This window comes from Streptomyces sp. NPDC006691 (assembly GCF_042869955.1).
GTDB lineage: Bacteria > Actinomycetota > Actinomycetes > Streptomycetales > Streptomycetaceae > Streptomyces.
The window spans coordinates 481,607-505,705 of the sequence record NZ_JBIAGW010000002.1 but is presented as its reverse complement, the minus strand read 5'-3'; the positions used below and the strand labels follow the sequence as shown (position 1 = coordinate 505,705).

The 24,099-nt window shown below is 71.8% G+C and carries 20 protein-coding genes; 7 read left to right on the top strand and 13 right to left on the bottom strand.

Annotation, left to right across the window (positions count from 1 at the left end; genetic code table 11):
* Positions 1–4 precede the first annotated feature (4 nt).
* Positions 5–1,201 (bottom strand): glycogen synthase, encoded by a 1,197-nt coding sequence (gene glgA, locus ACFYNP_RS05730; protein ID WP_388782947.1) that lies wholly within the window; start codon positions 1,199–1,201, stop codon positions 5–7.
* Between the two features lie 464 nt (positions 1,202–1,665).
* Between glgA and ACFYNP_RS05725 the strand changes: the two genes are divergently transcribed.
* The gene (locus ACFYNP_RS05725; protein ID WP_388782944.1) at positions 1,666–3,018 is read left to right on the top strand and encodes a helix-turn-helix domain-containing protein; all 1,353 of its coding nucleotides are present in this window, start codon (positions 1,666–1,668) and stop codon (positions 3,016–3,018) included.
* Here the strand turns inward: ACFYNP_RS05725 and manB are convergent.
* The 7 genes from manB to ACFYNP_RS05690 are packed head-to-tail and all read right to left on the bottom strand — an operon-like array spanning position 2,999 to position 13,249.
* The gene (gene manB / locus ACFYNP_RS05720; RefSeq protein WP_388782941.1) at positions 2,999–4,348 is read right to left on the bottom strand and encodes a phosphomannomutase/phosphoglucomutase; all 1,350 of its coding nucleotides are present in this window, start codon (positions 4,346–4,348) and stop codon (positions 2,999–3,001) included. The two genes, ACFYNP_RS05725 and manB, sit on opposite strands and share 20 nt — an antisense overlap.
* The gene (gene glgB, locus ACFYNP_RS05715; protein WP_388404258.1) at positions 4,341–6,584 is read right to left on the bottom strand and encodes a 1,4-alpha-glucan branching protein GlgB; all 2,244 of its coding nucleotides are present in this window, start codon (positions 6,582–6,584) and stop codon (positions 4,341–4,343) included. The genes manB and glgB overlap by 8 nt, the downstream gene beginning before the upstream one ends.
* A 21-nt stretch (positions 6,585–6,605) precedes the next feature.
* On the bottom strand, positions 6,606–8,039 hold the full coding sequence (locus ACFYNP_RS05710) for a hypothetical protein (RefSeq protein WP_388782938.1): 1,434 nt from the start codon (positions 8,037–8,039) through the stop codon (positions 6,606–6,608).
* The gene (locus ACFYNP_RS05705) at positions 8,036–10,069 is read right to left on the bottom strand and encodes a maltotransferase domain-containing protein (protein WP_388782935.1); all 2,034 of its coding nucleotides are present in this window, start codon (positions 10,067–10,069) and stop codon (positions 8,036–8,038) included. Before ACFYNP_RS05705 ends, ACFYNP_RS05710 begins: the two co-directional genes overlap by 4 nt.
* The gene (locus ACFYNP_RS05700) at positions 10,066–10,683 is read right to left on the bottom strand and encodes a DJ-1/PfpI family protein (RefSeq protein ID WP_388404251.1); all 618 of its coding nucleotides are present in this window, start codon (positions 10,681–10,683) and stop codon (positions 10,066–10,068) included. The genes ACFYNP_RS05705 and ACFYNP_RS05700 overlap by 4 nt, the downstream gene beginning before the upstream one ends.
* Before the next feature lie 2 nt (positions 10,684–10,685).
* Entirely contained in the window at positions 10,686–12,365 is a 1,680-nt protein-coding gene (locus ACFYNP_RS05695; protein WP_388782932.1) for a thiamine pyrophosphate-binding protein, read from the bottom strand.
* A 47-nt stretch (positions 12,366–12,412) separates the two neighbouring features.
* Positions 12,413–13,249, bottom strand: a complete 837-nt coding sequence (locus ACFYNP_RS05690) for a type 1 glutamine amidotransferase domain-containing protein (RefSeq protein ID WP_388404246.1) — start codon at positions 13,247–13,249, stop codon at positions 12,413–12,415.
* 355 nt (positions 13,250–13,604) lie between these two features.
* Between ACFYNP_RS05690 and ACFYNP_RS05685 the strand changes: the two genes are divergently transcribed.
* From ACFYNP_RS05685 to ACFYNP_RS05660, 6 genes are all read left to right on the top strand, one after another.
* The gene (locus ACFYNP_RS05685) at positions 13,605–14,018 is read left to right on the top strand and encodes a nuclear transport factor 2 family protein (RefSeq protein WP_388404243.1); all 414 of its coding nucleotides are present in this window, start codon (positions 13,605–13,607) and stop codon (positions 14,016–14,018) included.
* Between the two features lie 28 nt (positions 14,019–14,046).
* Positions 14,047–15,675 carry a GMC family oxidoreductase gene (locus tag ACFYNP_RS05680; protein ID WP_388782929.1) on the top strand — a complete coding sequence of 543 codons (1,629 nt, stop codon included), beginning with the start codon at positions 14,047–14,049 and terminating at the stop codon, positions 15,673–15,675.
* Complete coding sequence (locus tag ACFYNP_RS05675) at positions 15,662–16,462, top strand: ester cyclase (protein WP_388404238.1); 801 nt, start codon at positions 15,662–15,664, stop codon at positions 16,460–16,462. The genes ACFYNP_RS05680 and ACFYNP_RS05675 overlap by 14 nt, the downstream gene beginning before the upstream one ends.
* Positions 16,463–16,492: 30 nt before the next feature.
* Positions 16,493–16,873, top strand: coding sequence for a nuclear transport factor 2 family protein (locus tag ACFYNP_RS05670; RefSeq protein ID WP_388782926.1), 381 nt, complete (start codon positions 16,493–16,495; stop codon positions 16,871–16,873).
* A 4-nt stretch (positions 16,874–16,877) separates the two neighbouring features.
* Entirely contained in the window at positions 16,878–17,327 is a 450-nt protein-coding gene (locus ACFYNP_RS05665) for a VOC family protein (RefSeq protein WP_388404233.1), read from the top strand.
* An 87-nt stretch (positions 17,328–17,414) separates the two neighbouring features.
* A complete protein-coding gene (locus tag ACFYNP_RS05660; RefSeq protein WP_388404230.1) occupies positions 17,415–18,245 on the top strand; it encodes an SDR family NAD(P)-dependent oxidoreductase in 831 nt (276 codons plus the stop codon).
* 86 nt (positions 18,246–18,331) lie between these two features.
* Here the strand turns inward: ACFYNP_RS05660 and ACFYNP_RS05655 are convergent, their stop codons facing one another.
* The 5 genes from ACFYNP_RS05655 to ACFYNP_RS05635 all read right to left on the bottom strand — a co-directional run bounded on the left by ACFYNP_RS05655 (position 18,332) and on the right by ACFYNP_RS05635 (position 24,088).
* Positions 18,332–19,942 (bottom strand): FAD-binding protein, encoded by a 1,611-nt coding sequence (locus ACFYNP_RS05655; protein ID WP_388782923.1) that lies wholly within the window; start codon positions 19,940–19,942, stop codon positions 18,332–18,334.
* Between the two features lie 131 nt (positions 19,943–20,073).
* Positions 20,074–20,448, bottom strand: coding sequence for a nuclear transport factor 2 family protein (locus tag ACFYNP_RS05650; protein ID WP_100575281.1), 375 nt, complete (start codon positions 20,446–20,448; stop codon positions 20,074–20,076).
* Between the two features lie 81 nt (positions 20,449–20,529).
* Positions 20,530–21,717, bottom strand: a complete 1,188-nt coding sequence (locus tag ACFYNP_RS05645; protein WP_100575280.1) for an MFS transporter — start codon at positions 21,715–21,717, stop codon at positions 20,530–20,532.
* 130 nt (positions 21,718–21,847) lie between these two features.
* On the bottom strand, positions 21,848–23,032 hold the full coding sequence (locus tag ACFYNP_RS05640) for a low temperature requirement protein A (RefSeq protein ID WP_388782920.1): 1,185 nt from the start codon (positions 23,030–23,032) through the stop codon (positions 21,848–21,850).
* Positions 23,033–23,173: 141 nt separating this feature from the next.
* Positions 23,174–24,088, bottom strand: a complete 915-nt coding sequence (locus ACFYNP_RS05635; RefSeq protein WP_388782917.1) for a ribokinase — start codon at positions 24,086–24,088, stop codon at positions 23,174–23,176.
* Positions 24,089–24,099: the final 11 nt, after the last annotated feature.

Genomic DNA, 24,099 nt, shown 5'->3' with positions numbered 1-24,099 from the left:
GAGTTCACCCCTGATGGGTCCGGGCCGCGCCGCGGTAGACCTCCAGGGTCCGCTCGGCCACCTTGTCCCAGGAGAAGTGCTCCACCGCCCGCGCCCTGCCCGCGGCGCCGAAGGCGGCGGCGCGGCCCCGGTCCTCGATCAGGTCGCCCACGGCGTCGGCGAGCCCGGCCGCGAACTTGTCGGGATCGACCGGCTCGCCCGTGGCGTCGGGACGGGCCTCGAAGGCGACGAGCCGTCCCGTCACCCCGTCGTCGACGACCTCGGGGATGCCGCCGACCGCGGAGGCCACGACCGGAGTGCCGCAGGCCATCGCCTCCAGGTTCACGATGCCCATCGGCTCGTAGACCGACGGGCACACGAACACCGTGGCACGGGTGAGCAGTTGACGCACCGAGTCCTGGTCCAGCATCCCGTCGATGCGGAAGACCCCGGTGCGTACGGCGCGCAGTTCCTCGACGAGTGCCGCGACCTCGGCGGCGATCTCGGGTGTGTCCGGCTGCCCGCAGCACAGCACCAGCTGGACGTCGGAGCGCAGACCGAACGCGGCCCGCAGCAGATGCGGCAGGCCCTTCTGCCGGGTGACGCGGCCGACGAACAGCACGATGGGCCGATCCGGGTCGATGCCGTACCGCTCCAGCGCGTCCGGGCGCGGGTCCGGCCGGTAGGCCTCGGGGTCGATGCCGTTGTGGATGACGTGCACCCGCTCGGGCTCGACCTCCGGATACACCCGCAGGATGTCCTCGCGCATCGCGGCGGACACCGCGACGAGGGCCGAGGCGGAGCACACGGCGGTGCGCTCCATCCAGCACGACAGGGCGTAGCCCCCGCCGAGTTGTTCGGCTTTCCAGGGGCGCAGTGGCTCCAGGCTGTGCAGCGTCATGATGTGCGGGACGCCGTGCAGCAGGCTTGCGAGGTTCCCGGCCATGTTCGCGTACCAGGTGTGGCTGTGCACGACGTCCGCCCCGGCGCAGTCACCGGCCATCACCGCGTCCGCCCCGAGAAATCCCAGCGCGGCGTCGGCGGCGGCGAGATGCGCCGGCGGCTGGTAAGCCGTGACCCCCGGTTCCGTTCTGGCCGTTCCCAGGCACCGCACGCGCACATCCGCGAGCCGGCGAAGACCTCGCGTCAGCTCCGCCACGTGAACGCCGGCTCCGCCGTAGACCTCGGGCGGGTATTCACGGGTGAGCAGATCGATTCGCACGTTCCCTCCTTCCCTTGCGCGGCCCGGCCCCGACGATCAGCAGCAAGTCCCCGACGAGGCGGGCATCGCGATCTCGGCGCGTCGGACGGCGGGCGATTCCGAAGACGGCCCCGACGTGAATATCAGGCACCCGCTGAGAATTACTCCAATGGAGAACATCGCACCGATGATCAGCCATATCCCCTTCGAGCCCATTGATTTATCCCCCCACATGGACGACTGAATTTGACAAGGAGAGTCAATCAGGGGTGACCAAGTCAGTCAAGTATAGGTTCAGCAATGAGTGATCTTGCTCTTACGGAGGAGGGAATTCCGAATGCAGCCTCCTCGGAGGACGTGCGGAAGCAGCCAAAGTGCGCCTGACCTGCCCAAAAAATCAGGTTCGAGGGCTTGTAGGCGTCTGACTTGCGGGTAGCATCAGTTGTAATGATCTGAGTCAAGTACCAGTTGCTCAAGGAGTCGCCATGGATCACTCTGAGCCTTCCTCTCCCGTTGGCCTCGGGCAGCGCATCCGGGAGCTCCGGGTCCGGCGCGGACTCAAGCAGCAGGACCTCGCGTCCGAAGAGATCTCGACCAGCTACGTGTCGCTCATCGAATCCGGCAAGCGGGCACCGTCCGATGCCGTGCTCGCCGCCCTCACCGAGAAGCTCGGCTGCTCGGCCGAGTATCTCCGCACCGGCCGCGACCAGCACGAGATGGAGGAGGCCCGGCTCAAGCTGGCCTTCGGGGACATGGCCCTGCGCAACGGGGCGGACGGCGAAGCGCTGCAGACCTTCAGCGGGCTGCTGGGGAGTCCCCTCCCCCTGGACGCCGTCATGCGGCGGCGCGCCCGCGTGGGTCAGGCCACCGCACTGGAGAAGCTCGGGCGTCTGGAGGCGGCGATCCCGCTCCTGGAGGAGATCTACGACGACCCCGGCCTCGCGGCCGGCTCGGACGAGTGGTGCCGTACCGCCGTGGCGCTCTGCCGCTGCTACCGCAACTTGGGCGACATCACCGTGAGCATCGAGATCGGCGAGCGGGCCATGAGCAGGCTGGACGCGCTGGGTCTGGACGTGACCATCGATCACGTCCAGCTCGGCTCCACCCTCATGGGCTCCTACCGCATGCGGGGCGACCACACCCGGGCCCATCTGCTGGCGCAGCGGCTCATCCCCATCGCCGAGAAGCAGGGCGCGCGGGCGGCCCGGGGCGCGGTGTACTGGAACGCGGGTCTGGTCGCCCAGTCGCGCGGGCAGCTGAACGAGGCGCTGGCCCTGACCGAGCGCGCGCTCGCGATGATGGCCGAGGACGACAATGTGCGCCATGTGGCCATGCTGAAGATGAACTACGGATGGCTGCTGCTCCAGACCGAGTCCGGCGAACTCGACCGGGCCAAGGACCTCCTGGAGGAGGCCCAGCAGTCCTTGGCGGAGACGGGCAACGCCGACGAGCTCGCCCGCTGCGAACTCAGCCTGGCCGAGGCCGACACCGCTCTCGGCAACTGGCCCGAGGCGGCCGCCCATGCGGAACGCGCACTCGGTCTGCTCGGCAGCGAACCCCGGGTGGTCGCGGTGGCCGCCCGGTCCATCCTCGCCCAACTGCACTTCCTGCGCCAGGAGACCGACCTCGGCAAGCAGACCCTCGAAGCCGCCACCCGGCAGCTGCGGCACTTCCCCGTCTCGTACGAGACGGCCTCGTACTGGCGCCGTATCGGCGACATGTGGCGCGACGAGGGCTATCCCAAGCAGGCCCTCGCCGCCTACGACGCCGCCCTGTCCGCGTCCGGGCTCCAGCCCACGCCCAGCCCGCGGCACGCCCTCAGCGAGCGCGCACGCTAGCCCTCAGCACCGCCAGGACCCGGTCGCGCAGCGCCGCCATGGCGGCCGGGTCCTCCGCCTCCACGTGGACGCAGACCAGCGGGGCGCCGTGTGCGGCCCGTACGTTGAACCAGGAGCCGTCGCCGAACTCCCCCGTCACGCCGTCGAGTCGGTCCAGTTCCGCGTCGGTGTCCGCGAAGTACGCGGCGACGCGGCGCAGCGCCGCCATCGGGTCCTCGACCTCGATGCCGATCTCGCCGGAGCGCGGGTAGCGGTCCAGGCCCGCGGTCAGTCGCGAGAGCCCGCGGCCGGTCTCGCCCACCTCGGCCACCAGGTGCAGTGCGGCGAGCATCGCCGAGTCGGCGCACCAGAAGTCCCGGAAGTAGTAGCGCCCCGAGTGGGCCGCGCCGAACGCCGCTCCCTGCTCGGCCATCAGGGAGCGGATGGCGGCTCGGCCGACCGGGGAACGCAGGGGGATGCCGCCGGCCTCCTCGACCGCCTCGATGGCGGCCCGCGAGACGATGAGGTCGTGGACCACCGCGGCTCCCGGGCGGCGGGCGAGTTCGCGTGCCGCGACCAGGGCGACGACCGCGGCGGGCGAGACGGTGGCGCCCCGCTCGTCCACCACCCGGCAGCGGTCCGCGTCCTCGTCGAAGGCGAGCCCCAGGTCGGCGCCGGACCGGCGCACCCGCTCCCCCAGGTCCCAGCTCGGCCGGCCGGCGAGGTCGTCGTCGAAGGCGAAGCGCACGGGGACGAGTTCCACGGCCGGGTGGTGCAGCGCCCGGGGCGCGGTCAGCGCGGCGATGCCGTGGGCCGCGTCGACCACCACCTTCAGCGGACGGATGCCGCCGAGATCGACCAGGGAGCGCAACTGCCGGACGTAGTCGTCGAGCACCGGCGCCCGGACCACGGAACCCGGGTGGTCGGTCAGCGCAGGCCGCGGGCCCGCGAGCCGTTCGCGGATCGCTTCGAGCCCGGTGCCTTGGGCGACCGTTGCCGCGCCGGCGTGGCACAGCCGGATCCCGTACGGGGCACCGGGGCCCCGGCCCGCCGTGACCAGCGCGCCGGGCACGTCCAGCCGGCCCGAGAGGTAGGCGAGGCAGTCGGCGGGACCGGCGCCCGCGTCGACGACGTCGGCGCCCTGGTCGAGGACGCCCTGGGCGAAGGCGTCGGCGAGGGCCGGCGAGCAGCCCCGCAGGTCGTGCGCCACCGCGATCACGGGCGCGCCGGTGAGCAGTGCGAAGGCGGCTCCGGTGCGGTAGGCGCCGCCCGGATCCAGTTCCTCCGGGACCCGTCCCCTGATGCCGTGGGCCCCGACGATGCGCTCGGCCGTGCCGCGCGACTCACTCATCGACGCTCTCCTCCCGGTCTCGGGCCGGCCGCAGCCAGAAGGTGGCGAGCGGCGGCAGGGTGAGGGCGGCGCTCCGCGCCTGGCCGTGCCACGGCACCGGCTCGGGCGTGATGACACCGGAGTTGAGCACGCCGCTGCCGCCGTAGCGTTCGGCGTCGCTGTTGAGGACCTCTCTCCAGGCGGCGGCGTCCGGCAGGCCGATGCGGTAGCCGGTGCGGACCACCGGGGAGAAGTTGCAGACGACGACCAGGGGCCGGCCGTCGGCGTCGTAGCGCACGAACGAGAGCACGTTGTGCTCGGCCCGGGATCCGTCGATCCAGGAGAAGCCGGCGGGATCGTGGTCGAGCTCCCACAGCGCGGGGGTATCGGTATAGACCTGGTTCAGATCGCTGACCAGTGAGCGGATGCCGCGGTGGCCGGCGTGGCCGGGCCAGTCCCGGTCGAGCACCCACCACTGCGGTCCGCGGTCGTGGTCGAATTCCTCACCCTGCCCGAACTCCTGGCCCATAAACAGGAGTTGCTTTCCCGGATGGGCCCACATGTGACCGAGGTAGGCGCGGAGATTCGCGCGCCGCTGCCACCAGTCACCCGGCATCTTCGCGACCAGGGACCGCTTCCCGTGCACCACCTCGTCGTGCGAGAGCGGCAGCAGATAGGCCTCGCTGTAGGCGTAGACCATGGAGAAGGTCAACTCGTCGTGGTGGTAGGCGCGGTGCACCGGGTCCCGGGCGACATAGCCCAGCGAATCGTGCATCCAGCCCATGTTCCACTTCAGGTCGAAGCCGAGACCGCCGAAGCCGTCCGGGCCCACCTCGTAGGTGGGACGCGTCACTCCCGGCCAGGACGTGGATTCCTCGGCGATGGTGAGGGCCCCGGGGGCGCGGCGGCGCACGGTATCGGTCAACTCCTGCAAGAAGGCCACCGCCGCCAGGTTTTCCCGCCCGCCGTGCTCATTGGGGCTCCACCCGCCGTCCGCACGGGAATAGTCGAGGTAGAGCATCGACGCGACGGCGTCCACGCGGATCGCGTCGATATGGAATTCGGTGCACCAGTAGACGGCGTTCGCGACGAGGAAGTTGCGCACTTCCCGGCGGCCGTAGTCGAATTCCAGGGTGCCCCAGTCCGGATGGTGGGCACGACGGATGTCGGCGGGTTCGTAGAGGGGTTCCCCGTCGAATCGGGAAAGGGCGAACTCGTCCTTCGGGAAGTGGGCCGGCACCCAGTCCGCGATGACGCCGATCCCGGCGCCGTGCAGCGCGTCCACGAGGTACCGGAAGTCGTCGGGGGTGCCCAGGCGGGCGGTGGGGGCGAAGTAGCCGGTCACCTGATAGCCCCAGGAGCCGCCGAAGGGATGTTCCATCACCGGCATCAGCTCCACATGGGTGAACCCGAGCCCCGCGACGTACTCCGGCAGCTCCGCGGCGAGCTGACGATACGTCAGCCCTGGCCGCCAGGAAGGCAGATGGACCTCGTAGACGGACAGGGGACGGCTGCGGCAGTCGGCCCCGCCGCGCTCGGCCATCCACTCGGCGTCACCCCATTCGTAGGCGCAGGCGTCGACGACGGAGGCGGTCGCGGGCGGGCACTCGGTGGCGCGGGCCAGCGGATCGGCCTTCTGGAGCATGCGGCCGTCACGGGTGTGGATCTCGTACTTGTAGCGGGTGCCGGGTCCCGCGTCCGGCACGAACAGCTCCCAGACACCGCTGGAACCGAGCGAACGCATGGGGTGCGCGGTGCCGTTCCAGCCGTTGAAGTCGCCGATCACGCGCACCCCTTGGGCGTTGGGGGCCCAGACCGCGAAGGCGCAGCCGGTGACGCCCTCCAGGGTGCGGATCCGGGCCCCGAGCACCCGCCACAGCTCCCCGTGCCGGCCCTCCGCGATCAGGTGCAGGTCGAGGTCGCCGAGGGTCGGCAGGAACCGGTAGCCGTCCTCGTGGCCCTCCTCCCGGTCGTGCGCCCGCTCGCCGTAGGCGACCTGGAGCCGGTAGACCGGCGCGACCGTGCCCGGCAGCAGCCCGGTGAACAACCCGTCGCGCTGGTGGGCGAGTTCGACCCGGTCACCGTCGCCGGTGACCACCGTGACACGGCGGGCGAGCGGGCGCAGGACCCGGACCGCGACGCCGTCGGCCACCGGGTGGGCGCCGAGCACGGAGTGCGGGTCGTGATGGGCCCCCGCCAGCAGCCGGTCGAGCTCGGCTTCGGCCATACGGGTCGTCAACTGCCGCGTCTGGAGCACGGGTCGGGGTTCCTCTCGGAGTCAGCGGGAGTGCGCGAGCCGGTGGACGGCGGCCAGCGGCACGGGCAGCAGGGCCGGGCGGTGCCGCGCCTCGTAGACGGCCTCGTACACCGCCTTGTCGGCCTCGAAGGCGCGCAGCGGCACGGGCCGGCAGAAGGGGTCGGCGCCGCCCGCGTCGCGATAGCCGTCGCAGAAGGCGCGCCGGTTGCGCACCGACCAGGCGTACGCCCTGCGGGTGCGCCGCGTCCGGGGCCCGGGGCCCGCGTCGGCGGAGCGTTCCTGGACGTCGGCGAGGGCGGTGCGCGCGGCGTAGTCGAAGGAGCGCAGCATGGAGGCGACGTCGCGCAGCGCCGACTGCGGGCGGGCCCGTTCGGCGGCGGGTGTGGCGGGCTGGCCCTCGAAGTCGATGATCCGCCAGCCGTCGGCGGTGCGCAGCGCCTGGCCCAAGTGCAGGTCGCCGTGGGTGCGTTGGACCAGAAGCGGGCAGCCGCGGGCGGCCATCGCCGCGTAGTCCTCGTACAGGGTGGCGAGCGCGGTGCGGTAGCGGGCGAGCGCGGGGACCTCCTCGATGGCCTCCTTCAGGCGCCGGTGCATCCGGGCGGCGTCCTCGGCCACCTCGCCCGGTCCGACCAGGCTCTTGGGGAAGGCCTCGGCGAGCGCGGTGTGCACCTCGGCGACGGCTTGGCCCAGGGTGCGGGCGTGCGCCGTGAAGCCGCCGGTGGCCGGGACGGTTCGGCAGCCGCCCTCGACGCAGTCGGCGGCGTGCCGTACCGCGCTCTGCCACCCGTCGGCCTCGGCGGGCAGGAAGTCCTCGACGAGCCCGAGCACCAGACCCTCGCCGCCCGGCGCGTCGGTGTGCAGCGCGCCGTGCAGGCGCGGAGTGCGGGCGCAGCGCTGTTCGGTGAGAGCGCGCAGGATGTCGATCTCGGTGTGCGGCCCGGGCTCGGGCCGCCGGTAGAGCTTGAGCAGCAGCCGGTCGCCGTACGCCACCGTGCTGTTGCTCTGCTCGGCGGTCAGCGCGCGGGGCACCAGGCCGACCGGCAGCGGCAGGGCGGAGGTGCGCGCGAGGCGCGGCCCGCCGGAACCGCCGCGCACGGCCAGGGTGCGCAGGAGCACCCCGAGCAGCGCCGGGTCCTCGACGGCCTCGTACAGGGTCCAGCCCCGCCAGGGCCCGTCCGCCACCTCGGCGATGGCGGACGGGGCGAGGCGGGCCGGCAGCCGCGGGCGCAGTCCGAGCAGCACCTGGTAGAGCCGCTCGGGTCCGCCGGTGTGGCGGGCCCGGAGCACGGCGTGGACCAGGGCCGGGGCCTGGTCGCGTACGACGGTGACGGCGAGCGGGGTCAGCTCGGCGAGCGGGCCGCCGCCGCCCGCGAACCAGCGGCGGGTGACCAGCCACGGTTCGAGCGCGGGCAGCAGCGGGGCGAGGACCCCGGCCTCGGTGGCGGTGACGCTCATGGCGCCTGCCCCTCGACGACCGGGGTCAGCAGATGGGCGGGGCCCCGCGACGGTTCCAGGCGTACGTAGGTGTGCGGGTGCCAGGCGTGCAGGGCGCCCGTCAGCTCGTCGCGCAGCTTCAGGGAGCCGTCGTCGGGCAGGCCGAGCGAGGCGAGGTCGAAGGAGACGGTGGCCTCGCTCGCGTGGTGCGGGTCGAGGTTGACCACCGCGAGTACGGTGTCGCTCGTTCCGTCCGGGCGCGTCAACTGCTTCGAGTACGCGATGACTTGATCGTGATCGGTGGGGTGGAAGCGCAGGTTGCGCAGTTCCTGGAGGGCCGGGTGCTCACGGCGCACCGCGTTGAGGCGGGTGATCAGCGGGGCGATGGTCCGGCCCTCGGCCTCGGCGGCGGCCCAGTCGCGCGGGCGCAGTTCGTACTTCTCGGAGCGGGCGTAGTCCTCGGTGCCCGGCTCCAGCGCCTCCCCCTCGTACAGCTCGTAGCCCGCGTACACGCCCCAGGTCGGGGCGAGGGTCGCGGCGAGCACCGCACGCGTCTCGAAGGCGGGCCTGCCGCCGTCCTGGAGGTAGGCGTGCAGGATGTCGGGGGTGTTCACGAACAGGTTGGGGCGCAGGAAGTCGGAGCTCCCGTGGGCGAGTTCGGTGCCGTACTCGGTGAGCTCCTCCTTGGTGTTCTTCCAGGTAAAGTACGTGTACGACTGCTGGAAGCCGGCCTGCGCGAGTGCGTGCACCATGGCCCGGCGGGTGAACGCCTCGGCGAGGAAGACCACATCGGGGTCGGTGACGCCGACCGCGGCGATGACCCGCTCCCAGAAGGAGACCGGCTTGGTGTGCGGGTTGTCGACGCGGAAGACGCGCACGCCCTGGGCGATCCAGTGGCGCAGGATGCGCACCGTCTCGGCGACCAGTCCCTCGAAGTCGGTGTCGAAGTCGAGGGGGTGGATGTCCTCGTACTTCTTCGGCGGGTTCTCGGCGGAGGCCACGCTGCCGTCCGCACGATGGGTGAACCACTCGGGGTGCTCGGTGAGCCAGGGGTGGTCGGGCGAGCACTGGAGGGCGAGGTCCAGTGCCACCTCCATTCCCAACTCACCTGCCCTGATGACGAATTGACGGAAGTCCTCCAGGGTGCCGAGGGCCGGGTGGACGGCGTCGTGGCCGCCGTCGGCCGAGCCGATCGCCCACGGTGAGCCCACGTCGTCGGGGCCCGCGGTGAGCGCGTTGTCCGGGCCCTTGCGGTGGCTGCGCCCGATGGGGTGGACGGGCGGCAGGTACACCACGTCGAAGCCCATGGCGGCGACGGCCGGCAGCCGTTCGGCGGCGGTCCTGAAGGTGCCGCTGACAGGCGGCAGGCCCGGGGTGAGCCGTGCCCCCTCGGAGCGCGGGAACAGCTCGTACCAGGAGCCGACGAGGGCGCGCCTGCGCTCCACGAGGAGGGTCAACGGCCGGGAGGCGGTGAGCAGTTCACGCAGCGGACGGGCGTCCAGCGCGGCGATCACCTTCGGGTCGGTGGTCGCGGCGAGCCGACGGGGGGTGGGGCTCGCTTCGTCGCGCAGCGCGGCCGCCGCCGCTGTCACCGCCTCCCGGCGGCCTGTGTCCGGGATCGCGAGGGCGGCCCGCTCGTGCAGCAGGGCCCCCTCGGCGAGCGTGAGCTCCACATCGACCCCGGCGGGTATTTTCAGCTGTGCGTCGCGGCGCCAGGTGCCGACGGGGTCGGCCCAGGCCTCCACGGTGTAGGTCCAGCGCCCGGGGGCTTCGAGGACGACGGTCGCCTCCCAGCGGTCGGCGTCCGCGTCGACCAGGGCCATCGGCGTCCAGGGTCCCGGCCGGCCGGCCGGGTCGCGCAGGACCACGTTGGCGGCGACGAGGCCGCTACCCTCGCGGAAGACGGTGGCGCCGATGGTCACGCTCTCACCGGTCACCGCCTTGGCCGGCGTCTCGCCGCCGCGCACCTGCGGGGTGACGTCCAGGACGGGGATGCGGGCGCCCCGAGGGGCGGCCGGCATCGTGAAACGGGCGGAGGTCATGGAGGTCATCGGGTACTCCTCACCACGGTGCGGGCCCCGGCGCGGGACGGGCGCTCCCGGTCCGCGAGGAGGTCGATGATGGTGCGGGCGAACAGATGGCAGTGGGCACCGGTCCGCGCGGTGACGAGGTCGTCGTGGACGACCACGTCCTGGTCGACGTACTCGCCGCCCATGTTGCGCAGGTCGCCGAGCAGGTTGTTGTGGACGACCGCCTTGCGGCCGCGCACCAGGGACGGGACCGGGGCGGCGAGCCACATGCCGTGGCAGATGATGCCCTTGACGATGGCCGGGTCGTTGAAGGCCCGGCGCAGGAAGGTGGAGGCGGGCGGCAGCCGGCCGGGGTCCTCGGTGTAGCGCAGCCGGTCGGAGACCATGCCGGAGGGCACGATCACCGCGGAGAACTCCTTGAGCGCGAACTCGTCGATGTCCTCGAAGGAGCGGTCCACCTCGAACGGCATCCGGTGCTCGTGCCCGGTGAAGGTCATCCGGTCCTGGCCCCAGAGGCGGGTGAGGAAGTGCACTTCGGCGCCTTCCTCGGGGAAGCGGTGCTGGTAGTAGAGGATCTCCGGTTCGTAGAAGTCGCTCTCCATCAGGACGGCGATCTTGTGGCCGGTGAGCCGCATGGCTAGTCCTCCTTCCCCCGGCCGGTGACCAGGTCGATGAGAAACGGCCCCGGGGTCCCCAGCGCCTCGTCGACGGCCGCCCCGGCCTGGTCGGGCTTGTCGACGCGTACGGCCGGTACGCCCAGGGACCTGGCCAGAGCCGTGAAGTCGATGGCGGGCCGGCTCAGGTCGAAGATCTCGGGGTGGTCGTGGGCCGCCACGTCGACCGAGCGCCAGTACTGCTCGATGTTGTCCTCAAGGAGCTTGTAGCTGCCGTTGTTGCAGATGACGAACTTGGCGCCGATGTCGTAGCGGGCCGCGGTCCACAGCGCCTGGACGGTGTACATCGAGCCGCCGTCGCCGGTGAAGCCCACAACTGTCTTGTCCGGATGGGCCAGTTGGGCGCCGATGGCGCCCGGGATGCCGACGCCGAGGGAGCCGCCGCGGGTCTGGAACCAGTGCCCGGGCCGGGTGGGCGGCAGATGGCGGAAGAGTTCGGGCGACGCGGTGAGCGCCTCGTCGAACAGGATGGCGTCCTCGGGGAGCCGGCGGGCCAGCTCCTGCGCGAAGGCGGTGGTGGGCTGGGCCGACGGGTCGAGCGCGGCCTCGTTCTTCTGCTGGTTGGCGGCGAGTTCGTAGGAGCGCTCGGCGGCCCGGCGCCTCAGCCAGTCCGCGGCGCGCCGCCGGCTCTCCTGGCTCATCCGCGCCTCCAGCGCGTCGGCGAGCCCGGCCAGGGTGCGTTTGGGGTCGGCGACGAGTCCGACGTCGACGGGGAAGTTCTTGGCGATGGCGTCGGTGTCCAGGTCGATGTGCACGACGGGGGCGCCCGGCGCGAACACACCGTCCAGGGCGGGATACACCTCGGGCAGCGCATAGGTGCCGACGAGGAGGACGGCGTCGGCGGCTGCGGTCACCCGGCGGCTGCTCTCGCCGAACATGTGCCCCAACTGGCCCCCGTACGCCGGGTGTTCGACGGACAGGTTCACCTCGGACCAGTCCGCCCCCCACACCTCGGCGCCCCAGGTCTGGGCGAGGCGGGCCAGCTCCTCCTGGGCACCGGAGAAGTGCACCCCGTCACCGGCGACGACGATCGGCCGCTCGGCGCCGGCGAGCAGCTCGGCCGCCCGGCCGAGCGCCGCGGGGTCGGGGGCGCTCGCGGTGTCGAGATAGGTCACCGGGACGGCCGCCTCGGTGGTGGGCCGGTCCATCACATCGGCGGGCAGCACGACGAGCACCGGACCGTAGGGGGGTGTGGCGGCCACCTTGAAGGCGCGGCGCAGGGTGCGCAGCGTGGACTCGGGGTCCACCACGCGGGTGGCCCACTTGGTGACCGGCTCGGCCATGGCCACCAGGTCGGCGGCCATCTGCGCTTCCATGTTCTCGTAGCGCAGACCGGCCTCGCCGGCGATCACCACGAGCGGGGCGTGGCCCCGTTTGGCCTGGTAGAGCATTCCGATGCCGTTGCCGAGGCCCACTCCGGTGTGGAGCTGGACCACGGTGGGGCGGCGGGTGGCCCGCGCGTAGCCGTCCGCCATCCCGACGGCAACGGCCTCCTGTAGCGCCAGAACGTACTCAAGTGAGGGGAAGTGGCGCAGTTCGTCGAGGAAACCCTGCTCGACCGTGCCGGGGTTGCCGAACATGTACCGGACCCCGTCGGCCTGTAGCTGTTCGAGCATCGCGACCCGCGCGGGCCTGCTGACCATGGTGTGCTCACCTCTCGTGCGGAACGGTAACTGCCCTGTCCGGCGCGTCAGTTGGCGAGGAAGCCCCACTGCCGCAGACCCTGCTCCAGAACCTCGACGACCTTCTCGCCGGTGAGGTAGGAGTCGGGGGTGGAGCGCCCGGTGATGAACGGGTAGTCGACGATGACCGAGGTCTCCTTGCCGAAGTTGCCGTGGTAGGCGCCCCCGGGAGCGGTCGCGTCGCGCAGGATGTACTCCAGCGGGTACGGCGGCGGCCCGATGACGAAGTCGGTGCCCATGAAGCCGGTGCCGTCCTTGTAGTCGTACTCGATGCAGTGACCGGTGACGTGCTTGCCCCGGATGATGCTGGTGCGGTCCTCCTGGTCACGGGCGAAGGCGAGCGCCGCGACGCCGTAGCACTCGGCCGCGATCGGCAGGTCGAGCGCGTGGAAGGCGAGGATCAGGTCGTGCACCCGCCAGTTGTTGGCGAGGTCGACGATGGGGCCGCTGCCGCCGACGATCAGGAGCGCGTCGTAGCGGCCCGCGATCTGCTCGCGGACCTGCTCAAGGCGGGTGTTGTACGCCTCCCAGTCGCGCAGGAAGTACGGCTTGCTGCGGTAGGGGCGGTCGGGCAGCCAGGACGACAGGTCCAGCGGGTCGTCGAGGCGGTCCGAGGTGTCGATGGCGCGGACCTTGGCGGCCATCTCGGGGGTGGTGACCGAGCGGCCGAGCGGCGGGTCGATGTAGTCGGGGTCCATGCTCGGCGGCAGGGCCGGGGCCCGCTTGCCGGTCGGGGTCGCGAAGCTGACGTGATAGCCGGCCTTGTCGAACGTCTCCAGGGGGCCGATCAACTCCTCGCCCCAGTAGCCGTATTCGGACAGGACGACGAGGATGCGCTTGCTCACGGGAGTTCCTCTCCTTGGGGGTTCCACGTGGTGCCGGGGTCATGTCTAGGTCCGCTCCAGCGGCCGGGACCAGCCCCCCGCGGTCCGGAACACGGACATCCACAAGTGGGCGGACGCACTACGGCATGTCATGCTCCGGCCCAGGCCACGGGGGGTGCGGGCGGCTCAACGGGTGGTCCGGGGTGCCGAGTTGCCGCAGCCCGTGGGGCGACTTCACGCAGTGCGTACCGGCCACCGGCCCGGCCGTGCGCGGCGGTGGCGGGCCGTGCCGAAATCGTGGGGCGGCACCCCGGCACGGGCGCCGCGCCGAGTCGTGCCGCGGGCCCCGGGCCCGCGCACTGGAAGGGAGTCAGCCATGACGGCCGAAAAGACCGCGCCCGGCACGGGCATCGCCGCGTTCGTCCAGCACTGGTTCGACATTCTCAGCGACCACCAGCCGGTCGAGGAACTCCTGGCCCACATCGTCGACGACGGACTGGAGATGGCCTTCCCCGAGCGCACGCTGCGCAGCCACGCCGACTTCCGCGACTGGTACGACGTGGTCGGCGAGGCCTTCAGCGACCAGACCCATGTGGTCGAGCGCCTCGACGTGAGCGAGGACGGCACCGGCGTCGACATCTCGCTGACCGTCGTGTGGACGGCCAAGCAGACCTCCGACGGCACCGTCAGCTCGTTCCGCATCGACCAGACCTGGCGTCTGGTGCGCGAGGCCGGCACCGGGCGGCCGCTCATCTCCGGCTACCGCGTCGGCGACCTCAACCCGGCCTGAGTGCACATCAGTTGACCCTGGAGGTTCCATGTCACCCGATTTGGCGGGCACTTCCCCCGGCCGCGCCTTCGACTACGTCGTGGTCGGCGCCGGCTCGGCCGGCTGCGCCGTGGCGGCCCGGCTGAGCGAGGACGCGAGCGCGGCCGTGCTCGTCCTGGAGGCGGGCGGCTGGGACGAGCGCCCGGAGATCCACCGCACGGACGCGGCCGCGGTGTTCGCGCTGCTCGCCTCCGAGTGGAGCCCCGACATCGACTGGGGCTACGCCACCGAGCCCGAACCGGCCCTGGGCGGGCGCCGGATCCCGGTGGCCCGGGGCAAGGTGGCCGGCGGCTGCAGCTCCGTGAACGCGCTGATGTGGGTCCGCGGCAGCCGCCACGACTACGACCGCTGGGCGGCGCTCGGCAACCCGGGCTGGTCCTACGCGGACGTACTGCCCCACTTCCGGCGCTCCGAGGACTACGCGGGCGGCCCGTCCGCGCTGCGCGGCACCGGCGGCCCGGTCCGGGTGCGTGAGCTCGACGCCCCCACCCCGCTCGCCGAGGCCTTCGTCGCCGGGGCCGCCGAACTCGGCTACACCGCGCCGGAGTCGGACTACAACGGCGAGCGCCAGGACGGCTACGGCTTCCTCTACCAGACCACCCGGGACGCCGCCGGCAGCCGCTCCTCCACGGCGGACGGCTATCTGCGCCCGGCCCTGAAGCGGCCCAACCTGACGGTCGAGGTGGGGGCCCGGGCGACCCGCCTGATCCTGGACGGGACCCGGGTGACGGGCGTCGAGTACGAGCGGGACGGCCGCCTGCACCGGGTCCGGGCCGAGCGGGAGGTCGTGGTCTCGGCGGGCGCGTTCGAGTCGCCGAAGCTGCTCATGCTCTCGGGGATCGGCCCGGCCGCGCATCTGCGCTCGCACGGCATCGACTGCGTACAGAACCTGCCGGGGGTCGGCGGCAACCTCCAGGACCACCTGTTCGTGCCGGTCTGCTACCAGTCGCTCCAGGACCACCCCGAGGGCGCGCTGATCTCCGAGGCCGGTCTGTTCACCCACACCAGGGATGCCGGGCCCGACGCACCGCCCGACCTCCAGTTCACGTTCGGGCCCATCAAGTTCCTGGCGCCCGACGCGCCGGCCGCCCACCACGAGGGCCCCGGCTTCACCTTCGCGCCGATCTCGCTGCTCCCGCAGAGCCGGGGCCGGCTGCGGCTGCGCAGCGCCGACCCGACGGCCAACGCGGTCGTACGCGCCAACTACCTCGCCTCGTCCGCCGATACGGACGTCCTGGTGCACGGCATCCTGCTCGCCAGGGAGCTCGCGCACACCTCCGCCTTCGGCCCGTTCCGCGGCGCGGAGCTGGGCCCCGGCGAGCGGCTGACCGACCCGCGCGAGCTGCGCGGCTACGTCGCGGCCCACGCGACCACCCTGTGGCACCCGGTCGGCACCTGCCGCATGGGCACCGGGCCCGACGCGGTCACCGACGCCGAGCTGCGGGTGCACGGCGTCGACGGGCTGCGGGTCGCCGACGCCTCCGTCATGCCGACGATCGTCGCCGGCAACACCAACGCACCGAGCGTGATGATCGGCGAGAAGGCGGCCGCTCTCATCCAGCAGTCCCAGTCGCACACCTCACTTCGGACCGAGGGGAATCCCCATGCCCACGTCTGACACCATCCGGCTGTACGAGCGGTTCCTCACCGCGCTCAACACCGAGGACTACGCCGAGATCGCCCGTGTGATCGGCGCCGACTTCGAGGACCACCACCCGGGCTTCGACATCAAGGGCCTGGACTCCTACCTGGACGCCCTGCGCGGCGCGCACCGCACGCTCGGCATCCGGGGCGAGCTCCTGGAGACCATCGAGGCGGGCGACAAGGTGATCACCCGGGTCCGGCTGACCGGCACCCACCAGGAACCCGTCCTCGACATCCCGCCCACCGGCCGCAAGGTGGAGTGGACCACCACCGAGATCTGGCGGGCCGAGGACGGCCGGCTCGTGGAGCGCTGGGCGGAGGACGACCTGTTCGGCCTGCGCGGCCAGCTCTCGCCCGACGACGAGAACGTCGCGGTCGTGCAGAAGGTCTCCGACGCCGTCAACGAGCGCCGCTACGACGACCTGGACGCCCTGTTCGGCCCCACCTTCAAGGACAACAACCCGGCGTGGGACGTGCGGAGCCTGGACGAGCTCAAGGGCATCATCAAGGCCGCCCACGACGCGCTGGACTTCCGGGTCACCCTGGACGCCCTGTACGCCGCCGCGCCGGACAAGGTGATCATGCACATCACCTTCCACGGCAGGCACATCGCGCCGTTCTTCGGCATGGAGGCCAGCGGCAAGGAGGTCTCCTGGACCAGTCTGGAGGTCTACCGCCTGGAGGACTTCAAGGTCGTGGAGCGCTGGGTCCAGGCCGACACCGCGGGCCTCATGCGCCAACTCGACGTTCCGCTGCCGTAGTTCACGCGTCCACCGAGGAAGGGACTCCCCATGAGCACGAAGAGCACGCGAGAGATCGTCGACACCTACTACCGGCTCGCCAACGCGGGCGAGTGGGACGAGTGGTGCGACCTGTTCGCCGTCGACCAGACGATGGACGAGCAGCTCGCCGGGCACGTCGAGGGGCGCGAGACGCTCCGCGACATGATGAAGGGCTTCCCCGAGATGTACGCCTCGTTCTCCAACACCCCGGTGCACGTCGTGGTGGACGGCGAGCAGGCCGCGGTCGTCTCGCACATCTCGGCCGTCACCACCGGCGGCGACAGCGTGGAGGCGGAGGTCTGCAACTACTTCCAGGTCTCCGGCGGTCTGATCCACTACATGTCCAACCACCACGACAGCGTGCCGTTCGCGGCCGTCACCGGGGCGTGAGGCCATGTCCGCACCCGTCGACGGAGCCGTCCGCTGGTCGCACGTGGGCCTCAACTGCCGCGACCAGAAAGCCACCGAGGAGTTCTACACCCGCTGGTTCGGCTTCGGCCGGGCCCGGGTCGTCGAGGCCGACGGCAGCCGCGTGGTGTTCCTGCGCAGCGGCCCGGTCTATCTGGAGCTCTTCCCCACCGCATCGGCGCCCGCCTTCGACACCGTCAAGGACGGGCCCGACAACCCGGGCACGGCCCGGCACCTCGCCTTCCAGGTCGACGACGTCGACGCGTTCCTCGCGGCGGCGGACGGCGAACTGGAGATCACGCTCGGTCCGCTCTCGTTCGACGAGTTCATCCCCGGCTGGCGGACCGTCTGGGTCCGTGACCCCGACGGTGTCGTCATCGAGGTGAGCCAGGGCTACACCGACCAGTCCGCGGAAGAACTGCGGACGTACGCGTGAATCCGCACGATCGCTCGGGGCACGGCCGGTCACTCGACCGGCCGTGCCCCCATGGGCACCATCCGACATCCCACGGAGTGAAACCGCATGACCGCTGTCACCGAGCAGACCGTCCTCATCACCGGTGCGACCGACGGCCTCGGCCGGGCCCTCGCCCATGAACTGGCCGCCCAGGGCTACTCGCTGATCCTGCACGGCCGCAGCGCCGCCAAGGGTCAGGAGCTCCTCGACGAACTGCGCGAGAGGACCGGCAACCAGAACATCAGCTACGAGCTGGCCGACTTCGCCTCGCTCAAGGACATCGGCGCGCTCGCCGACCGGATCCTGGAGCGGCACGACCGGCTCGACGTCCTGGTCAACAACGCCGGCATCGGCGTGGAGCTGGCCCGTCAGGAGAGCCAGGACGGCTATGAACTGACCTTCCAGGTCGACTACTTGGCGGCCTACATGCTCAGCTGCCGGCTCGCCCCGCTGCTCGTGCGCTCCGCGCCGGCCCGCGTCATCAACGTCAGCTCGGCCGGGCAGGCCCCCATCGACTTCGGCGATGTGATGCTGGAGCGCCGCTGGGACGGGGTGCAGGCGTACTGCCAGGCGAAGCTGGCGCAGATCAGCCTGACCGTGGACCTCGCCGAGCAGCTGGCCGGCACGGGCGTCACGGTCAACGCCCTGCACCCGGCCTCGTACATGCCGACCAAGATGGTGGTGCACCTGTTCACACCGCAGAGCACGGTCGCCGAGGGCATGCGCAACGTGGCCCGCCTGGTCACCGACCCCGCGCTCGCGGAGGTCACCGGCGAGTACTTCGACCGCGACCGCCGCTCGCGGGCCGGCGCCCAGGCCTACGACCCGGCGGCCCGCGCCCGCCTGCGCGAGCTGAGCGAGTCCCTGACCGGGGTCGCGCTGCCCGCCCTCACCTGATGTCCGCCCCGGCCTGATTCCCGCTCCCCCTGCGCGAAGTGCCCCGCCCCGGTTCGTCCGGGGCGGGGCACTTCGCGTGGCGGGGCTCAGGCCGTGATCGACAGGGCGTGGTGGAAGACGTTGCGCGGGTCCCAGGTCTTCTTGACCTTCTGGAGCCGCGGGTAGTTGCCCTTCCAGTACAGGTTCTGCCACGGCACGCCCGAGGTGTTCCAGGCCGGGTCGGTGAGGTCGGTGTCGGGGTAGTTGATGTAGCTGCCGTCGGCGGCCCCGTCGGGCAGCGGCACCCCGCCGGTGTCGGCGTACATGTCGCGGTACAGGTTGCGCATCCAGGCGATGTGCCGGGCGTCCTGGGTGGGGTCGGTCCAGTACGTGGTGAAGTTGGCCTTCAGCATCGAGTCGCGCTGGGCCAGCGCCGTGGAGCTCGGCGCGACGTTGTTGACCTGGCCGCCGTAGGTGTAGAGCAGGATGCCGGCGTGCCCGTCGTAGGTCTTGTCGGAGAGATTGCGCCACAGCACGGCCAGCTGCGCGTCGGACCAACTCTGGCGCAGGTAGGCGCCCTTGAACTTGCCGCGGTTGAACACACCGGTGTCGTAGGGGTCCTTCAGGGTGGCCTTGAGCCAGGGCCAGCTGGAGGTGGCGGTGGTGTGCGGGGCGGCCACCCCGTCGGCCACGGCCGCGATGTAACCGTTCATCAGGTCGGCCGAGTTGGCGAGCGAGCCGTCGATCTGGGCGCTGAGCACCAGGGCGCCCTGCACGTAGTTGTTCAGGATGAACACGCTGTTGAGGCTGTCGTACGCGGTGCCGACGGTGTTGTTCGCGTGGTGCCAGTTGTTGTGGTTGCGCACCAGGCGGTCGAAGTCCGCCTCGGTGAGGTCGCTCCACTTCCAGCTGGCGCTCGCTTTCAGGAGCGTGGCCGGCGGCTTGGGGAGCAGCGTCGAGGGGGTGGTTCCGGTGGCGTTCGGGGAGCGGAACCAGTACCGGGTCACGATGCCGAAGTTCCCGCCGCCTCCGCCGGTGTGCGCCCACCACAGTTCGCGGTTGGGATCGGCGGCGTCGCGGGTGGCGACCACGCAGCGGGCCGTGCCGGCGGCGTCGACGTACACCACCTCGACCGCGTACAGATGGTCCACGACCGCGCCGTACTGGCGGCACATCGCCCCGTACCCGCCGCCGCTGACATGGCCGCCGACGCCGACGGTGGGGCAGGTGCCGCCGGGTATGGTGACGCCCCACTCCAGGTAGAGGGTGCGGTAGACATGGCCGAGCACGGCTCCGGCCTCCACGGCGAAGGCGCGGCGCGCGGCGTCGTAGGTGATGGCGTCCATCTCGGACATGTCGACGAGTATCCGCACGTCGGGGTCGTCGACGAGGCCGTCGAGGCAGTGTCCGCCGCCGCGGACGACGATTCTCCTGCCGCCGGACACCGCCTCCTGCACCGCCGCCACCACTTGGTCGGTGGAGTGCACAAGCCGTATGGAGTCGGGCTTGGCGACGAATCTGGCGTTGTAGCCGCGGGCCGTGAGGTCCAGATAGCGGGGGTCGTCGGGCGTGACGGTCACGGCGGCGGCCGTGGTGCTCGTCGTCGCCGGCGTGCTCGACCCGGCCCGGGCGGGCCCTGCCGCGGTGATGCCGAGCACGGCGGCGCCGCCGACTCCGGAGGCGGTGCCGAGGAATCCCCGGCGGGTCACTCCAGCCATGGTTGTCTCCTTCAGTGTCCGTGGACGTGATCCGTGGACGTGCCGTCAACAGGTGTGTCGGAAAAGGGAGCTGCCGCTCCTCGAAGCAGGGGGCCTCGGGGAGCGGCAGCGGGGGAAGAGCCGGGGGTGGCTCAGTAGACGTCGTGACCACTGACGGTGGTCTCCGGCACGTCCTCGCGGACGTCCCAGTGCTCCACGATGCGGCCGTCGTCGATGCGGAAGACGTCGACGACGACGGTGCCGCGGTGGCCCGGCTGCGGCCGGAAGTGGGAGTGCGTGAAGACCAGGCCGTCGTCGCCGACGATCCGGCGGATCTCGAACCGGGCCTCGGGCAGCTGCTTGCGGAAGCCCTCGATGAACTCGACCAGCGGCTTGCGGCCGTCGGGCAGGTTCGGGTTGTGCTGGATGAGGCGGTCGGCCAGGTACTCGTCGGCCCGCTCGGTCTGCCCCTCGTTCCAGATGTTCTCGATGTAGTCGCGCACGAGCTGCACGTGGTGGTTGGACACGGTGTCTCCTTGTTGTTTCTGCCTGTTGCGAGGTGTGGTCGGGGGCGGTCCCGATGGCGCCGGGGACCGGTGGCGGTCCCGTTACGCGCTGGGGACCGGTGTGGCGGGCTGTTCGGCCACCGTGACCTTGCGGGCCGACGAGGCGTGCGCGAGGGCGGCGACGGCGAGGATGACGAGGGCGACGGCCGGGATGGGGCCCGCGCCCGTGTCGGGCAGCAGGGCGCTGCCGATGAAGCTGCCCAGGCTCATGCCGAGGTAGAGGGCGGCGGCGTTCATCGCCAGGATGAGACCGGGCTGGGTGGGCAGCAGGTCCACGAGGCGGGCCTGCTGGGGCGCCTGGTACATCTGGCTGAAGAACGCCCAGATCGCGAAGAGCACGAGCCCCGGCTCCGAGTGCGGTGCCACCAGGAGCAGCACGAATCCGGCGGCGAGGCCGGCGACCGCGATGGTGATGGTCCGCGAGCCGCCGAGCTTCTCGGCGATCCGGGGCGACGAGGCGTTGCCCAGGACACCGATGACGCCGAACGCGAGCAGCGTGACCGAGATCAGGCCGGACGAGGCACCGAAGCGCTCCTTGAGATAGGCGCCCGCGATGCCGTAGACCGTGAACTGGGCCGCCATGAACAGCAGCGTCGTCGAGACGGTGGAGAGCGCGGCGGGGGTGCGCAGGGCGGAGCGGTACGCCTTGACGGTGGGCGGCTCACCGGAGGGGATCTCCGGCACGTACACCGCGACCAGCAGACACCCGAGTGCCGACAGCGCGGCCACTCCGAGCATCGCCGGGCGCCAGCCGAGGCTGCCGCCGAGGAACGAGGCCAGCGGGACGCCGAGCACGGCGGCCGCCGTCATCCCGGCGAACACGGTGGCGAGCGCGCGCTGCCTGCGCTCGGGCGGGACGATCAGCGAGCCCGCCGCCGAGGCGCCGGGTCCGAACACGGCCGCGCCCATCGCGCCGACGACCCGGGTCACGACCAGGAAGCCGTAGTTGGGGGCCAGCGCACCCAGCGCCGCGCCCACGGTCAGCAGGCCGATGCCGAGCAGGAGCACCCGCTTGCGGTTCCAGCGGCGCAGCAGGATCGGGGCGGCCGGAGCGAACAGGGCGAACGTGAGCGCGAAGACGGTGACCAGGAAGCCCACGCGAGCCGGCGCGACGTGCAGGTCGTCCCCGATGGGACCGTTGAGGCCGACCACTGCAAGTGAGATCGTCCCCAGACTGAAATAGCCCAGCGACAACGCGAGCAGGGCCGGTGTCGAACTGCGGGACGGCATCACGCCACCTCCTTTTCCATGCCGGAGAAACTTGAGTACGCAGGAACGGTAGGGTCCGAGGACCCTGAGTCACGCGTTCGGCGGGCGCCTCTCGCGGCACTTGGCGATGTCCCCCGTCGTACTACGTCAACTAGGCCTCTGAAGAGGGCTGTTGAGCCTTCCTGAAGATCATGGGGACCTCTCGTCCACGGCTGATGAGCCAGTGTTCGAGGCCGTTCACACCGACGAGCACCGCGGCCGCCGAGCCGAGCGTGGCGAGCCCCGGGAGCCAGGGTGCGGCGCCGCCGAGCGCGAACAGGGCGAGCGCTCCGGCGAACCGGGTCAGGGAGGCGGCGCCGAACATCCGGCGCCGGGTGTAGCAGAAGGTGAGGGTGAACAGGGCGGCACCGGCGGGCAGCAGGGCGGCCGCGAACCGATGCGGCACATGGGTGGGTTCGATCACGATCCGGTCGGCGCCGACGGAGACCAGCAACAGGCCGAGCACCAGGACGAGATGGCCGTAGCTGAGGACGTCACGCACCACGACGGACGGGGTGGGATGGGTGCGCAGGGCGTGGGCGATGGCGGAGGCGACCAGATGGAAGTAGAGCCACCACAGGGCGCAGCCGGTGAGGAACGCGAGGGAGACGGCGAGGAGTTCGAGCGGCCCCAGCCGTCGCCCGGCGACCCAGGCGCCGACGGACACCACGTTCTCGCCGAGCGCGATGATGATGAAGAGCCCGAAGCGTTCGGGCAGATGGTTGACGCCGAACGCCAACTGCCGCAGATGGCCGCTCAGTACGAGCGGCGCGAGGATCTCCGCGACCACGGCGAGGGCCCAGCCCGCGGTCCGCGGGCCCGGTGGCAGCACGGCCGTGGCGAACAGGACGAGGGCGAAGGCGAGACCGGCACGGTAGGGGTGGATGGTGTAGACGGCGCACTCGCGCCGGATGGCCTCCCCGATGAGCAGCCGGAGCGCGAGATAGCACCCGGCGTAGAGCAGCGCCTCGGAGCGGGTCTCCAGGGCGTGCGGGGCGGCGACGCTCATGCCGTACGTGGCGAGACCGGCGAGCAGCAGGAACACCCGCTGCATGACGGTCTCGTGCACGGCGTTCATCGCCATGACGACATCGACCCAGGCCCACCAGAGCGGCACCAGGACCAGCAGACAGCTGGCGAGCGTCGCCCAGTCGGGGTGCTGGGCCAGCACATGGGCGATCTGGCTCACCCCGAAGGCGAGCACGAGGTCGTAGAAGAGTTCCGTCCAGGTAGCCCGGTCCCTGACGTCGACGAACCCGGCTTCCGCGGACCGTACTTGACCAGCGAGGTAGACCACCGCTGCACCTGCTCCCCTCGGACGACGGGAATTGCGGTTGCGGTGTCCAATCTGTCCGTACGCCCGGAAGCGTCCCGGGCCGGCCGGCGGCGCGGGGGCGCATTGCCGTAAGTCGGGGCGGGGGCTATCCCAACTCGGCCGTCAGGCGCCCGGCAGCTCCTCGGCGGTCGGGTAGGACTCCTGGGCGCCCTTCCTGGTGACGGCCGCGGCCCCGACCCGGGAGGCGTGGGCGGCTGCCCGCGGCAGGTCCTCGCCGAGCCCTAGGCGCCAGGCCAGGGCCGCGGTGAAGGCGTCGCCCGCGCCCGTGGTGTCGACCGGCTCGACGCGCGGGCTCGGCACCCGCTCGGTGCCGTCCGGCCCCGCGACCAGGGCGCCCGCCGCCCCCAGCGTGACGACGACGGAACGCGGGCCGAGCGCGAGGAGCGCGGACGCCCAGCCCTCGGGGCTCTCCCCCGCCGACTCGCCGAGCAGGAAGCGCGCCTCGTGCTCGTTGACGATCAACGGGTCGCACACCGCGAGGACTTCGGCGGGCAGCGGGGCCGGCGGCGAGGGGTTCAGGACCAGGCGGGCACCCGGCGCCAGACTGCGGGCCACCTCGGTGACCGTCGCCAGGGGGATCTCCAGCTGTACGGAGACGACGGGCGCCGAGGCGAGCAGGTCCCCGGCGGCGCGGACGTCCTCGGGGGTGAGGCGGGCGTTGGCACCCGGGGACACGACGATGCTGTTGTCGCCGGAGGGGTCGACGACGATGAGGGCGACACCCGTGGGGGCCCGGTCCACCAGCACGCCGCCGGTGTCCACCCCGGCCTCCCGCAGCGATGTCAGGAGCAGTCGCCCGTGGTCGTCGTCGCCGACCTTGGCGAGCAGCGCCGTCCGGGCGCCGAGGCGGGCCGCGGCGACCGCCTGGTTGGCGCCCTTGCCGCCGGGGTGGACGGCCAGGTCGGAGCCGAGCACCGTCTCCCCGGGACCGGGCCTGCGCGCCACTCCGACGACGAGGTCCGCGTTGGCCGATCCGACGATCAACAGGTCGTGGTTGTGCGCGAGTTGCTTGGGCATGAGTTCGTTCC

What these genes read in the sequence shown, in the direction of transcription:
- ACFYNP_RS05725 (WP_388782944.1), top strand. Translation starts at nt 1,666, where the DNA reads ATGGATCACTCTGAGCCTTCCTCTCCCGTTGGCCTCGGGCAGCGCATC.
- manB (WP_388782941.1), bottom strand. Translation starts at nt 4,348, where the DNA reads ATGAGTGAGTCGCGCGGCACGGCCGAGCGCATCGTCGGGGCCCACGGC.
- ACFYNP_RS05710 (WP_388782938.1), bottom strand. Translation starts at nt 8,039, where the DNA reads ATGAGCGTCACCGCCACCGAGGCCGGGGTCCTCGCCCCGCTGCTGCCC.
- ACFYNP_RS05705 (WP_388782935.1), bottom strand. Translation starts at nt 10,069, where the DNA reads ATGACCTCCATGACCTCCGCCCGTTTCACGATGCCGGCCGCCCCTCGG.
- ACFYNP_RS05700 (WP_388404251.1), bottom strand. Translation starts at nt 10,683, where the DNA reads ATGCGGCTCACCGGCCACAAGATCGCCGTCCTGATGGAGAGCGACTTC.
- ACFYNP_RS05695 (WP_388782932.1), bottom strand. Translation starts at nt 12,365, where the DNA reads ATGGTCAGCAGGCCCGCGCGGGTCGCGATGCTCGAACAGCTACAGGCC.
- ACFYNP_RS05685 (WP_388404243.1), top strand. Translation starts at nt 13,605, where the DNA reads ATGACGGCCGAAAAGACCGCGCCCGGCACGGGCATCGCCGCGTTCGTC.
- ACFYNP_RS05680 (WP_388782929.1), top strand. Translation starts at nt 14,047, where the DNA reads ATGTCACCCGATTTGGCGGGCACTTCCCCCGGCCGCGCCTTCGACTAC.
- ACFYNP_RS05675 (WP_388404238.1), top strand. Translation starts at nt 15,662, where the DNA reads ATGCCCACGTCTGACACCATCCGGCTGTACGAGCGGTTCCTCACCGCG.
- ACFYNP_RS05670 (WP_388782926.1), top strand. Translation starts at nt 16,493, where the DNA reads ATGAGCACGAAGAGCACGCGAGAGATCGTCGACACCTACTACCGGCTC.
- ACFYNP_RS05665 (WP_388404233.1), top strand. Translation starts at nt 16,878, where the DNA reads ATGTCCGCACCCGTCGACGGAGCCGTCCGCTGGTCGCACGTGGGCCTC.
- ACFYNP_RS05660 (WP_388404230.1), top strand. Translation starts at nt 17,415, where the DNA reads ATGACCGCTGTCACCGAGCAGACCGTCCTCATCACCGGTGCGACCGAC.
- ACFYNP_RS05655 (WP_388782923.1), bottom strand. Translation starts at nt 19,942, where the DNA reads ATGGCTGGAGTGACCCGCCGGGGATTCCTCGGCACCGCCTCCGGAGTC.
- ACFYNP_RS05645 (WP_100575280.1), bottom strand. Translation starts at nt 21,717, where the DNA reads ATGCCGTCCCGCAGTTCGACACCGGCCCTGCTCGCGTTGTCGCTGGGC.
- ACFYNP_RS05635 (WP_388782917.1), bottom strand. Translation starts at nt 24,088, where the DNA reads ATGCCCAAGCAACTCGCGCACAACCACGACCTGTTGATCGTCGGATCG.